The sequence below is a fragment of the Desulfosarcina alkanivorans genome (genome assembly GCF_009688945.1).
GTDB classification, from domain to species: domain Bacteria; phylum Desulfobacterota; class Desulfobacteria; order Desulfobacterales; family Desulfosarcinaceae; genus Desulfosarcina; species Desulfosarcina alkanivorans.
On record NZ_AP021874.1, the window covers coordinates 5,115,755 to 5,128,885 of the forward strand.

General features: G+C 61.5%; 13 protein-coding genes. 9 read left to right on the forward strand and 4 right to left on the reverse strand.

Annotation, left to right across the window (positions count from 1 at the left end):
- Positions 1 to 50 precede the first annotated feature (50 nt).
- From DSCA_RS22450 to DSCA_RS22470, 5 genes are all read left to right on the forward strand, one after another.
- Positions 51 to 1,487, forward strand: a complete 1,437-nt coding sequence (locus tag DSCA_RS22450) for a LutB/LldF family L-lactate oxidation iron-sulfur protein (RefSeq protein WP_155318572.1) — start codon at positions 51 to 53, stop codon at positions 1,485 to 1,487.
- Positions 1,484 to 2,245 carry a LutC/YkgG family protein gene (locus DSCA_RS22455; protein WP_155318573.1) on the forward strand — a complete coding sequence of 254 codons (762 nt, stop codon included), beginning with the start codon at positions 1,484 to 1,486 and terminating at the stop codon, positions 2,243 to 2,245. Before DSCA_RS22450 ends, DSCA_RS22455 begins: the two co-directional genes overlap by 4 nt.
- Before the next feature lie 163 nt (positions 2,246 to 2,408).
- Positions 2,409 to 2,882, forward strand: a complete 474-nt coding sequence (locus tag DSCA_RS22460; protein ID WP_155318574.1) for a CBS domain-containing protein — start codon at positions 2,409 to 2,411, stop codon at positions 2,880 to 2,882.
- A gap of 59 nt (positions 2,883 to 2,941) precedes the next feature.
- Entirely contained in the window at positions 2,942 to 3,838 is an 897-nt protein-coding gene (locus tag DSCA_RS22465; RefSeq protein ID WP_155318575.1) for a CBS domain-containing protein, read from the forward strand.
- A 198-nt stretch (positions 3,839 to 4,036) separates the two neighbouring features.
- A complete protein-coding gene (locus DSCA_RS22470) occupies positions 4,037 to 5,020 on the forward strand; it encodes a hypothetical protein (RefSeq protein WP_155318576.1) in 984 nt (327 codons plus the stop codon).
- 141 nt (positions 5,021 to 5,161) lie between these two features.
- On the opposite strand, the gene DSCA_RS22475 is transcribed toward DSCA_RS22470, so the two are convergent.
- The 4 genes from DSCA_RS22475 to DSCA_RS22490 all read right to left on the reverse strand — a co-directional run bounded on the left by DSCA_RS22475 (position 5,162) and on the right by DSCA_RS22490 (position 10,345).
- Positions 5,162 to 5,932 (reverse strand): acyl-CoA dehydratase activase, encoded by a 771-nt coding sequence (locus DSCA_RS22475; protein ID WP_155318577.1) that lies wholly within the window; start codon positions 5,930 to 5,932, stop codon positions 5,162 to 5,164.
- Positions 5,933 to 5,964: 32 nt separating this feature from the next.
- Positions 5,965 to 7,206 (reverse strand): 2-hydroxyacyl-CoA dehydratase subunit D, encoded by a 1,242-nt coding sequence (locus tag DSCA_RS22480; protein ID WP_155318578.1) that lies wholly within the window; start codon positions 7,204 to 7,206, stop codon positions 5,965 to 5,967.
- Positions 7,207 to 7,480: 274 nt separating this feature from the next.
- On the reverse strand, positions 7,481 to 8,593 hold the full coding sequence (locus tag DSCA_RS22485) for a 2-hydroxyacyl-CoA dehydratase subunit D (RefSeq protein WP_155318579.1): 1,113 nt from the start codon (positions 8,591 to 8,593) through the stop codon (positions 7,481 to 7,483).
- Positions 8,594 to 8,611: 18 nt separating this feature from the next.
- Complete coding sequence (locus DSCA_RS22490) at positions 8,612 to 10,345, reverse strand: class I adenylate-forming enzyme family protein (protein WP_155318580.1); 1,734 nt, start codon at positions 10,343 to 10,345, stop codon at positions 8,612 to 8,614.
- Between the two features lie 302 nt (positions 10,346 to 10,647).
- On the opposite strand from DSCA_RS22490, the gene DSCA_RS22495 reads away from it, so the two are divergent.
- Genes DSCA_RS22495 through DSCA_RS22510 form a run of 4 tightly spaced genes read left to right on the forward strand, consistent with a single transcriptional unit; the run spans position 10,648 to position 13,000 of the window.
- Positions 10,648 to 11,274, forward strand: coding sequence for a TetR/AcrR family transcriptional regulator (locus DSCA_RS22495; protein WP_155318581.1), 627 nt, complete (start codon positions 10,648 to 10,650; stop codon positions 11,272 to 11,274).
- Entirely contained in the window at positions 11,271 to 11,471 is a 201-nt protein-coding gene (locus DSCA_RS22500) for a hypothetical protein (protein WP_155318582.1), read from the forward strand. The genes DSCA_RS22495 and DSCA_RS22500 overlap by 4 nt, the downstream gene beginning before the upstream one ends.
- Before the next feature lie 33 nt (positions 11,472 to 11,504).
- A complete protein-coding gene (locus DSCA_RS22505; RefSeq protein ID WP_155318583.1) occupies positions 11,505 to 12,140 on the forward strand; it encodes a LysE family translocator in 636 nt (211 codons plus the stop codon).
- Between the two features lie 53 nt (positions 12,141 to 12,193).
- A complete protein-coding gene (locus DSCA_RS22510) occupies positions 12,194 to 13,000 on the forward strand; it encodes an acyl-CoA thioesterase (RefSeq protein ID WP_167527917.1) in 807 nt (268 codons plus the stop codon).
- Positions 13,001 to 13,131 lie beyond the last annotated feature (131 nt).

Sequence of the window (13,131 nt, forward strand, 5' to 3'; positions counted from 1 at the left end):
CAACCGCGGATGTCCGCTGTAATACACACCCCTGTAGAAAAAGGAGCCGATTGAAACCGCGACCATACCCAGTCAGCGCGCAGGCGGCGATAAAGGATCCGGTCCTGCAGGCCGCCCTGGCCAACCTTCAGCAGCGCCTCGGCCAGGGGGCGGCCGCCGGCTACCAGCGATTCCCGGAAGGCCCGGAACTCAGGCTCAAGGGCCATGATATCCGCCTGAACGCCATCGACAACCTGGATATCCTCCTGGAAGCGCTTGCCGATAAAATAGGGCAAAACGGGGGCCATGTCCATTTTGCCCCTGACGCGCAGGCCGCCGTCGACCATTGCATCGCGATTGCCCGTCGTCATGATGTCTCCATGGCCGTCAAGGGCAAGTCGATGCTCACCGAGGAGATCGGGCTCAACCCGGCCCTGGAGGCCGCCGGCATCGAAACGGTGGAGACCGACCTGGGCGAATACATCGTCCAGCTCGCCGGTGAAGCGCCGTCCCATATCATCGCCCCGGCCATCCATAAAAGCCGGGAGGCGGTCGGCCGTCTTTTCAGGGACAAACTGGGCATCCCCTACACGGATGACCCGCCCACCCTGACGCTTGCGGCCAGACGGGCGCTGCGCAAAAAATTCCTGCAGGCGGATATGGGAATTTCGGGATGCAACCTCGCATGTGCCCAGACCGGACACATCACCACCCTTTCCAATGAAGGCAACATCCGGATGGCCACCACCCTGCCGCGGGTCCACGTGGCCTTTATGGGCATGGAAAGAATCGTTGCCGACCTTGCCGACCACGACGTCCTCTTAAGGCTCCTGTCCATGGGCGCGGCAGCACAGGACATGGCCGGCTATGTGAGCTACATCGGCGGCCCGGCTGAAAAAGGGCGGACGGACGGTCCCGACGCATTTCACCTGATCATCGTCGACAACGGCCGCAGCCGGATCCTGGCGGATCCGGACTTCCGGGAAGTGCTCTGCTGCATCCGCTGCGGGGCCTGCCTCAACATGTGCCCGGTATACGGAAAAATCGGCGGGCATGCATACGCGTCCGCCTATTCGGGGCCGGTCGGGGCGGTGGTCACCCCGCTTCTCACCGGCATCAACCGGGCCAGTGACCTCTGCCTGGGAGAGTCCCTGTGCGGGGCCTGCATGCCGGCCTGCCCGGTCAATATCGATCTTCCCCGCATGCTTCTTCTGCTGCGCGCCAAACTGGCCGAAGGGGATGCGTCCTGGGATGTCAGGGTCAGGAGCCGGGCGGAGCAGGCCGCATTCACCGCATGGTCCTACCTGATCCGCAACCGCTTCGTCTACGACCTGTTCCTCAAGGGCGCCGCCATCGGCCAGCGATTGCTGCCCGGAACGCCTTCCATGATCCGTCGCCTCCCCTTTGCCGGCAGGGGCTGGACCCACGGCCGCGACCTGAAGCGGCTGGCCGCCCGCAGTTTCATCCAGCGCTACCGCAACGAAAACGAACGCAGGAGCATGAAATGAGCGCATCCGGGCGGGTTGAATTCATACGGACGATCAGAAGGGCCCTCGACCGCGGCGATTCCGTCCCACGGTCGCTGGATGATATTGTCCCGAATGAGCCGGATACCGATAGTCTCCGGCTTCTTGAAACCATCGCCGGTCGGGACAGGACCGCTCATCTGGCCTTGCTGGATCGGCTCATGGAAGCCGGCCAAGGGGTGAATGTGAGCGTTCTGACCGCAAAAGACGGGCCTGCGGCCGCCTCCGTGATTACCGGGATTGCTGCAGAGAAAAGCGCTGAATGGGGCGACCGCAAGGAGGTGGTGGCATGGGATCACCCGCTGGTTAAGGGCATGGCGCTTCCCGCCTGCCTGGCGCCCCTGGACATTCCGGTCTATTTCCCGGACGCCGGCCCCGTTGCCGCCGGCCGGCAGTCAGCCTTTCGCAGACACGCCGAAGCGGCGTTTATGGGTATTACCTCGGCGGACTATTGTATTGCGGACACGGCAACCCTGACCATGAAAACCCGTCCCGGGCAGCCCCGCTGCGTCTCGTTGCTGCCGTCCATCCATATTGCGGTGATCCGGCTGGACCGGATTCTCACGACCTTCGAGGAACTCTACGCTCTGCTGAAGTGGAGCCCCGCAGAACAGGCCGAAGGCATTACCCGCTGCATGACCTTTATTACCGGTCCCAGTAAAACCGCGGATATCGAGGCCACGCTTGTCCATGGGGTCCACGGGCCGCGGGAGCTGTATGTTTTTGTGCTGACCGGTTGAGCGCATTCGTCTCAAGGGTGTTGCCGCCAGCGCCGGGTAATACGGTTTTTGACAAGGCTGCGTGTTCTGAAGTATCCTCAATCCAACAGGCATAAATGGTATCCCCACCCACACCATTTTGCACCTTGCAATAACATCCATACGGGGTCAAAAGGGGACCGGCATGTTCGCCCGTGATTTCATGGACACCCGTTTTCACACCCTTTTCCCGCAGCAAAGCATCGCCGAGGCGGTCTCCGCCTTTCAAAAGGCCTCGCAGCGCGAAGGGAAAAAAATCTTCGGCATGATGGTCACCGACGGCGACGATCGGCTTGTCGGCATTCTTTCCATGACCGACATCCTGAACTACGTGCAGCCCAAGCATGTGGCCATATTCGGGGAGATGGAGGACCTGGACCCTGCTGAGGTGTACAGGGACCGTCTGGCCACCATCCGGTCGATTCTCGTTGACGACATCATGACCACCGAGGTGGTTACCGTCCGCCCGGACACCCACCTGATGGTCATTGCAGAAATCATGATCAAAAAGCACATCCGTCGCCTTCCGGTCGTGGCGGACCGGACGGTGGTGGGCATCGTCTATGTGTCGGACGTGTTCTATCGATTGATGTCCATGTTTTCCCCGGATATGGGGTGATGGTATGGTTTTTCAGGCAGCCGTAATATTGCCGCACAACATCCGGGAGGGCGCCGGTCATGCCGGTCGTTAATACCCTTGGGGTGTTGAGCGGCATTCCCGTGAGCCGGGCCATGCGGCAGCAGGTCGTCAGCCTTCCCCGTTCGGCCGATATCGGACAGGGCATCCGCACGATGATCCGGTACAAGGTCAATGCCGTGCTGCTCACCGACAGCGGCGCCCCCTGGGGTGTGGTTTCGAAAACGGACCTCATGGGCGCCATGTATGCCGAGCTGCCGACAGCAATGCCACTGGGCGACGTGATGGGCAGCCAGCCGATCGCCTGTTTTCCCGACGATCCGGTGGAAGACGCCCTGGAGATCATGGGGGCCGCCGGTGTGCATCGGCTTTTCGTCACCGGTGCGGACCGGGAGGTGGTGGTCGGTACGGTGGCCTACGCGGACATCGTGGGACTGCTCTACCGCTACTGCCGGGCCTGCGAACGCGGGACCGCCAGGAAAAGGATGCGGCGCGCCGGGGCCGATCCGTCCGCACGCCTCACCGTGAGGGACGTCATGACCCGGACCGTGCGGCGCTGCCGGGACACCGATCCGCTCTTCACGGTCATCGACACCCTGTCCACCCATCACATGGGGGCCGTTCTCGTCCGGGACGAGTCCCGGTCCTCTCTCGGCGTCGTTTCAAAAACAGATCTCATTCTTGCCTACCACCACGGCGTCTCTCCGGAAACCGAAGCACGGGCAGTCATGAACACGCCGGTTCACGCCATGGCGGCCGAAGCGCTTTTGTCAGCGGCACTCCAGCAGATGCTGGTCAGGGACGTCCAACGGCTCTTTGTTTATGACGACGCATCCAGGCCTGATCGTCTCACCGGTGTGCTCGCCCTCTCCGACGCCGCCCGCTTTCGCTCAGGTTCGTGTCGCGCCTGCGCGGCAGGGCGGATCTTGATCCGATAGGGATCGCTCTCGCCGGAAGCGCCTTTTCCGCTGAGTTGATGCTCAAACGCATTCTCGGCGCGCTGCCATTGGAAATCTCAGCGTTTGACAGCGTCCGGATCCCTGATGGGTTCCGGGCCGTTTTTCAGGGCGGTCTGAGAAATGCTTTGATATCATTACGGTTGTATTTTTGGATAACCAGAAGTAGTCTCCGCCGGCATGGAAGTGATTCGCATCTCCCTGGAAATGACCGCCCAGCTGGTGTTCCGGATGGGCACCGTGATGTTTGTCAGCCTGTTCGGGGTGGAGCTGCTGATGCAGCTGGGCGCCATGGCATACCTGCGTCCCGTCGGCAGACCGGTGGCTCGGCTGGCCAACCTGCCGTCGGAAAGCGCCCTGAGTTTCCTGGCGGCGATCGGCTCCATGATCGCCGCCCACACCATGGCCGCCCGTTATCACCGGGACGGGGCGATCACCGCCCGGGAGCTGACCGCCACCGGCGTGCTCAATACGGTGCCGTTTCACTTCAAGGAGACCTTCACCTACCAGCTGCCCGTGGTGCTGCCGCTGCTGGGCCTTGAACTCTGCCTGATCTACATCACCGTTTTCTGGCTGACCGGCCTGATTAAAATCGGTTTCGTCATCGGCTACGGCCGTCTGCGGATACGCACACGGGTCGGGCGCAGGGACGCTTTTGATGGCCTGACGTGCAATCCGGAGGAGACGGACTGCAGCCCGCGTTCCTGGCGACAGGTGCTGGGGGACACCTGGGCCGCCCGCCGCAGCATGTTCGTCAGAATGATCCTGATGCTGGCAACGGTCACCCTCATCGTGCAGCTGCTGGTCCATCAGGGGGCAATGGCGGTGTTCGAAAATTTTATCGTTCCCCTGACCTCGCTCTTCGACCTGCCGTCATCCCTGGTAGGGCCCATCAGCGCCTATCTTTTCAGCCCCACCGTGGGCATCACCTACATGTCGAACCTGCTTGCCCAAGACCGGGTCACCGCGTATCAGACCATTGTCGCCCTGCTGGCCGCCAGTTTGCTCATGATCCCGCTCACGCGCCTGCGCCGGACCCTTCCGCGCTACATCGCCATCTACGGCATGCAGCCGGGTACCCGGATCTGCGCCCTGACCAGCGCTTTCAGCATGCTGTCGAGGGTGATCGTGCTGTGCCTTGTGCTGTTGTTCTTTCGGGGATGACCGCGGTCGGGGAACAGGCGCTGCGCATCACTGCCAGTGCGGAATGTACCGCCGGTACGGCATCGACGAATGGCGGATTGCGTCCGTCATGAAGGGATTTCTCTTATTGTCGCTGGAGAACACCGTCGTCCGGCGATTCGTTCAGGGCACGCCCGCAGCGATCAGCGCGGCGCCGATGGCACCGTTGACCTGGGCCTGGGCAGAGACATGGATGGTTTTGCCGGATTTTTTCTCCAGCGCCCGGACCACGCCGATGTTCTTGGCCACCCCGCCGGTCATCATCACCGGTTCGACGATGCCCACGCGGTTGGCCATGGCGATCACCCGGGAACCGATGGATTCGTGGATGCCGGCAATGATGTTCTCCCGGCGCTCGCCCCCGGCGATCAGGGAGATCACTTCCGACTCGGCAAAGACCGTGCACAGGCTGCTGATGGCCGCCGGCCGGTCCGCCTTCAGGGACAGTTCGCCGAAGGCGTCCAGATCCACTTCCAGGGCCCGGGCCATCACCTCGAGGAAGCGGCCGGTGCCGGCGGCGCATTTGTCGTTCATGGCAAAATCCCTGACCCGGCCGGTGGCGTCCAGGGCGATGGCCTTGCTGTCCTGGCCGCCGATATCGATGACGCAGCGGACTGCCGGGTCCTGAAAATGGGCGCCGGCCGCGTGGCAGGTGATTTCGGTCACGGCTTTATCCGCCAGGTCCACGCTGTTGCGCCCGTAGCCGGTGGCCACGATGCGATCCACCGCATCGGATTGAATCCCCAGTTCGTTCAAAAGGGCAAGGAATACCTTTTCCCCTGCATTGCGGGCGTTGTATCCGGTGAGGATGACCTGTGCTCCCACCAGCCGGCCGTCCTCTACCAGGGCTGCCTTGGCGCTGATGGACCCCACATCGATGCCGACGGTAATCATATGATCGCTCTCCTTGAAATCATTTCGGTTGCTTACGAACCCGTCAACACCTCCATGAACGCATCGATGCGCGTCTCGACCTGGCTTTCGGAAAAGTTGCGGGCATCGGTCATGTCGGCTTCGAGCATCAGGGCGGGGATGCCGCGCTCTTGCTGGACGATGCGCTGGATGTCGTACTGGCCCAGGCTGTATGGCTTGCAGCTGCGGTTGGAATGGATCACCAGGCCGTCGGCGCTGTATTTGTCGATCATGTCGAGGACCATGTCGGCCATCTGATCGGTGCCGATATTGATGTAGATGCGTGAATACCCTTCGGCCATGGAGCCGAAAAAATCGTTTTCATCCAGGTATTCGAGTGTCCCGCACCATGACGAGGTGTAAGTGTCCGCCACCAGGCAGGCGTCGTGGGCGGCAAATTTGTCCGACAGCCAGCGGGTGCGGTACCACACCGGCAGGTTGTCCCACAGCAGCCGGTAGCGTTCGCCGGGCACGGCGGCGATGCCGCCGGCCACGCGCGCCTTCATTTCGTCGAGCAGTCCGGTGTAGTAGTCGACCACGGTCCGGGTGCCGCGCAGGGTGACGATCAGGGCCAGGTGGAAAAAGGCGTCGAAGGCGCTCATGGGCGCCGGCCGGTGGACCGTGGTGTCCAGTACCTGCTGCCAGAGCCGCTGGCCGGCGATGGAGAGCCGGCCCACCTCGGCCAGGCGGTCGTGGTCGAAGGGTTTGCCGCAATGGGTTTCCAGGAAGGTGATGTACTCGTGCAACTGGTCACGCACGTAGCTGTGGGCCGCGATGCTGTATTGCCCGTGGACGACGGGCGTGTCCAGGATGAACAAGGGCACCTTGAAATAGCGGGCCTGCACCTCGTACCACTTGAGCACCGTGCCGCAGATGTTGTTGCAGCACACCAGCATGTCCGGACGGGGCAGCCCGCCGATGGGGCCGCCGTCCACGGTGGCGCAGGCGATGTCGGCCCGGGCGTAGGAGCACAGGTCGCTGGCGTAGCCCATCGCTTCGGCCTTTTCGCACAGGTCGACGCCCATCTTGGCGGCGCCGATCATGGCGCCGTGGTTTTCCGGGTAAACCGGGATCACGTCCATGGCGATGAGCGGTTCCACCGGCCCGCCGCTGGTGATCCAGGCCACTTTCCTGTTGTTCTGCCCGGCGGTCTTGGCGTCGATGTAGTAATGGGTCATGATCTCTTTCATGCGCCCCACCGACTTGATCTTGCGTTTTTCCTTTTCGGGGTCGACGGGTTTTTGCGGATCGTTCATTAGGTTCTCCTGTATCTCACCGGGATGACAACAGCGTATGTTCTTGATGATGATGAACAAGTAAAAAGCATCTTCGACGGCTTCGTAAGAAGCCTGAAATCAAGTCTTGCGGGCCGCGATAGCGAGCTTGAGCGAGCGAACGGCACATCGATCATTATTCTTTCTGCGAACATTCATGTTCCATCCCTAAAAACGAGGCGTACATGCAAGTACTCCGCAGTGACGAGGGATGACGCGTAACGCAGATATCGGGTTTCTTACGAAGCCGTTATATTTACAGCATTTCCATGAACGCCTCACACCGGGTCTGCAACTGTCCCAGTGAAATCGCCTGCTCTTCCAGCTCCACCAGTAAACTGGGGATGCCGGCATCGTCGAGCATGGATTTGAGATAGGGGTAGTCAAACGCATGCGGATCGCAGAATTTGAGGAAAATGAAGATGACCCCGTCGGCCCGGTGCGCCCTGGCCAGACGCACCAGCTCATCGCCCCGGCTGGTGATGCCGCTGTGCTTGGCCGGGCAGACGGCCCGCCGGGCGTAGCGTTCGGCAATGGCCGCAACGGGGTCTTTGTCGGTATCGATCGTGCCGGTCAGGCCCCGCGAACCGGTGCACAGATCGTCCCCCACCACGCTGCCGCCGGCCGACGCGATGGTGCTGTACACGTCGGGCAGGTTGCAGACCCCGCCGGAGAGGAAGATGCGCCTGGCGGCGGGATTGTCCGATGACGGGCCCAGTCGGTCCACCACCCGGGTCAGGTTGTCGAGAAAGTCCCTGCGGTCCATCACCATGGATGCGCGCACAATGGTGTGAACGTCACTGCCCGAAATGGCTTCCGGCCGCTCGGCGCGCAGGGTATACAGCCGCTGCATGGTTGTGCGGATGCCATTATAGATGTCAATGGCCTGCCGCAGACCGGCATCGCTGATGGGCCTGTCCAGCAAGGCCTCCAGCTCGGACCGGGCGTTGGCCATCACGGTGGTCATGTATTGCCGGGCGCTGGCGGTGTCGAGTTTGACCGGCAGGACCACATCCAGGTGAAAGCCGGTCTTGGCATTCATGCGCCAGATGTCCGACAGCCGCTGGATGGAGTCGCAGGTGTGCGGAAAGACGGCGCCGTCGAGGAAATCGAGCTGACCGTCCAGGGCATCTTCCAGGGCGCCGCGCACCAGGCTGCAGCTGTAGGCCTGAAGATGGGCATCGGCCCTGGAGATGCCGCCGCTGCCGCCGACAATGCGATAGGCCAGGGCGCTGCCGGCCAGGATCAGTTCTTCGGGGGCATAGGAGCACAGGGTGCCGACCACCTTGCCGCCGGTTTTCTGCCTCCATTTTCGTGCGTAGGCTTTGGGATCGGCGGCAATAGCTCTCAACGCTTGGATTGCGTCCACATCATTCTCCTGACTGTTTCAGTTGGGGTCGTTTTCCATCTTACAGATGTCGGCCGCATCACCCAGCTTCTCGATCTCCTCGGCGGCCAGCTCGGCAAAGGCCACCTTGCCCACCAGGGTCAGGGGCAGTGCGGTCCTGAATTCGATTTCCCGGGGGCAGCTCCAGACGATCAGGTCCCGGCGGCAAAAGTCGATCAGTTCCTTTTCCTTCGCCGGCCCGGCTTGGTCCGGCGCCTTAAGGACCACAAAGGCCTTGACCCGCTCCACCTGTTTCGGGTCCGGAACCCCGATGACACAGGCGTCGAGCACATCCGGGTGCTGGTACAGCCGTTCCTCCACCTGGGCCGGATAGACATTCATGCCCGAGGACTTGATCATGCGCTTCTGCCGCAGGCGGAAGTAAAAAAAACCGTCGGCGTCCATGGTGCCGATGTCCCCGGTGTGCAGCCAGACCCGGCCGTCCGGGTGGGTCTGCAGGGTTTTGGCCGTTTCTTCGGGGTTGTCGAGGTAGCCCATCATCACCGCCGGCCCGTGCAGGCAGATCTCGCCCTCTTCGCCGGGGGGCAGTTCTGCGGTGGTTCCGGCGCCGACGATCTTGGCTTCCATGTCCGGGAAAGGAATGCCGACACTGTTTTCGCGGTATTCGGTCATGGGCATGGCCATGATGGCGGTCACCGCCTCGGTCAGCCCGAAGCCTTCGCGCAACTGGGTGCGGCCGCCCTGCTGATGGACAATCGCTTCGAAGCGCTCCTTGACGCAGCGCGGCAGGGTGTCGGCGCCGGAAAAGGATGCCTTGATGCAGCTCAGGTCGGTTTTCCGGAAAAGCGGGTTGCGGTTGAGGGCCTCATACAGCGTGGGCACGCCGATGATGAAATTGGGGCGCTTGGACCGAATCAGCCGGGCCACGGTCTCCGGCGTGAACTGGGGCACCATGATGCTTTTGGCGCCGCCCATGAAGGCGGCATTGATGCAGACGCCCAGGCCGAATCCGTGGAACACGGGCAGAATCGCCAGGATGGCATCGCCCTGGGACAGATTGCCCCAGGCAGAGACCTGCATGCCCTCGCAGATGAAATTGCGGTTGGAGAGCATGATCCCCTTGGGCTTTCCGGTGGTGCCGCCGCTGTAGAGAATCACCGCCAGGTCTTCGAAGCCCGCATCGCTTTTGGGGGCCGGCGGATGGCTGGCAGCCATCATGGCCTTCCACCAGATCACCCGGGCCTCCGGCGGCACGGTGGCGATTTTTCTGCCCTTGGTGAGGTTGAAGCCCAGGCGCTTGAGCCAGCCCAGGTAGTCGGGAATGCGCGCCAGGATCAGTTTTTCCAGCCCCGTCTTTTCGCGGATCTCGGCAAATTTCCCGTAAAAAGCATCCAGGGTCAGGGCGAAACGGCTTCGGCTCAGGTTGAGGGTGAAGGCGACCTCCGTGGCCGTGGAGAGGGGATGGATCATGCTGGCGACACCGCCCAGCTTGTTGACGGCGTAAAAGCAGACCACGGCCTGGGGGCAGGTGGGCATGGCGATGGTCATGCGGTCGCCCGGCTTCAGGCCCAGGGCAGCCAGGGCATCGGCACAGTGATCGATCTCGTCGGCAAACTGCCGGTAGGTGGCGGTGGTGCCGAAAAAGTCCCAGGCCAGTGCATCCGGGCAGCGCGCGACGGTGCGGACCAGCGCTTCGTACATGGTGACCCGGGGGTAATCGATGGTGTGGGGAATGTCCGCGTAGTATGCGAGCCAGGGTTTGTCAGGGGTCATCACCGTTTCTCCTTCCCACCTGTCCAGAAATGTCCAGTTTGTCCGCTGCCTGTGTTGTGCTCAAAACGATGGTCTTGGATGGTTAACCCTGCGAGCGCCAGGGGGGCTTCCTGTGGAACGCCTGCGTGATTTTATTCCCCGTGCCGCATCGCAGCCCTTCTGCCCGTTTCCGGGGGGCTCAGGGCCCCTATTATTTCGGATCAGGGTCGGTGTTGCATGTATTGTTCTTAGTATCGAACGGTGGTCGACATGTCAACCGATAGTTGCAAGACTGACCGAATGATGATAACAAAGCGGGTATTATGGTAAACGATACCCTTAACAGACTCAAGCGGCAGGAACGGCAAATCCGGGAAGACCTGATCATCGATGCCGCCCGGTCGGTATTCGGCACCAAAACATACGATCAGGTCAGCATGAACGAAATCGCCAAGGCGGCCGGCATCGCCAAATCCTCCATCTATACCTATTTCCCCAATCAGGAAGCCCTGTTTGTGGAAACCGCCTTCCGGGATACCCAAAAATTCATCGCGTTGCTCCAACAACGGGTACAGAAGACGGATCGGATTTCCCTGAGCGCATTCATCAACGACTACCTGGATCATAATATCGAAAATGACGCCCATTGGCGCATGATCACGCATTTCGCCCTGCACGGGAACATCGGCGAGGCATCGGCCCGAAAGCTCAACCGGATATCCATCCAGGTCATGGACCTGCTGGAGACCGTGATGCAGAAGATCGGCTGCCAGGGAGATACCCGGCTGTTGGCCCATACCCTGTTCGCTGCCCTGAGCGGCATCATGATCAGTTTCCGCAAGTATCCGGGACGTTCCGAAGCGGAACGCATCGCCCATATGAAGCGCATTGCCGGCATGGTGGAACAGATGCTGCTGATTTTTATTCAAGAAAAGGGAATCGCCCCATGAAGCAACGGCTGCCCGGCCGGATGCCCCTGATGAAAAGCCGCGATGTCCGGGAAGGCATCAGCGCCTTTATCGAACGGCGGGAGGCCTCCTTTACCGGCGAACAGGGACAGTTGACGGCCGGCGAGGATCCTGTTACTGACTTTTACCCGGTGCCGGTTGCCCCGGGTCCCTGTCAGGCGCTGGGGCGACGCGGCTGACAACGGTGATGGTCTCTTTTGAAGGACGTGCCTATGTTCGGCATTCACGATTTTCCTTTGTTTTTAATTTCCTGCATCCTGCTCAACATCACGCCCGGCCAGGATACCCTGTACATCATCGGCCGCAGCGTGGCCCAGGGCCGGCAGGCCGGCGTCATGTCGGTGCTGGGCATCATGACCGGCGTGCTGGTCCACACCCTGCTGGCGGCCCTGGGGCTGAGTGTGATCCTGGCGACATCGTCGCTGGCATTCGCCGTTATCAAGTATGCCGGCGCCGCCTACCTGGTCTGGATCGGTATCGGATTCATCATCACCCGCCACGACGGCGCATCCCTGCCCGATGCGCCGGCCTCGACGCCCGATCCCCGCAAAATTTTCCGGCAGGGCGTGCTCACCAATGTGCTCAATCCCAAGGTGGCGCTTTTTTTTCTCTCTTTTCTCCCCCAGTTCGTTTCCGCTCAGACGGATCTGGTATTTCTGCCGTTTATGGTCCTGGGCCTGGTTTTTTTCACCACGGGAAGTCTCTGGTGCCTGTTTCTGGTTTACGGCGCTGCATGGCTGTCGGCACGTTTCCGCGGTCGGTCATCCGCCGGTGGTGCGCTCAAAAAAATCACCGGCGCCCTGTTCATCGGCCTCGGCATCCGGCTGGCCCTGTCCCAGGCCCGATAGCCGCTCTGGTGAACGACACCAGGTCATCAACCCACACCAAAGAGATTTTAATCATGCCGGACACTTTATTTGCGACCCTTCTTGAAACGCTCGGCGGTGCATCGCAGCGCACCCCCCTCCAACTGCCAGAAGACTGGATGCAGGGGCGTGCCGGATACGGCGGGCTGGTGGGCGCCCTGGCCCTCAAATCCATGCGGGGGCACGTTGCCGCAGAGCGCCGGGTGCGCAGTCTGCTGACCTCGTTTGTCGGCCCGGTCGGCCCGGGTGATTTTTCGATTCACACCCGGGTGCTGCGTTCGGGCAGGGCGGTCACCCATGTGGAGGCGACACTGGTCCAGCAGGACGCGGTGCGATGTGTGGCCCTGGGCAGCTTCGGCGGCGACCGGGACTCCGCCATCCACATCGACCCGGCGCCGCGGCCGGAAATGGCCGCTCCGGATCAGGCGCTTGAACTGCCCTATATCGAGGGGCTGACGCCGGCCTTCACCCGTCACTTCTCCTATCGGTGGGCACTGGGGGAGTTGCCGTTTTCCGGCAGGGGGGGGCACGAGATCGGCGGATGGATCCAGTTTCGCGAGCCGACCGATTGCCTCACCGAAGAATGGCTGGTGGCCCTGGCCGATGCCTGGCCCACGCCGGTATTGTCCATGCTGTCCGCCCCGGCGTCGGCCAGCACCGTCACCTGGGAGATGGGGTTCGTCCACCTGGACCGGCAGGCCTGCACGCCCAATGACTGGTGGGGGTATCACGCAACGGCGGCCAGTGCGGAAAACGGCTATGTTCATGAGCAGGGCGCCGTCTGGGACCCGGACGGGCGCCTGGCGGCGTACAGTCGGCAGACGTCTACTGTTTTTGCCTGAAACAGGTTTTTCATTCGAATAAGGGTCATGGAGTTCATCGTAATTACTTGAAGATATTTAAAAAATTCCCATAACCCAAAAAACAAATCCCCAACCAATCCCAATTTCCAATGTCCCAAACTACAAACAAC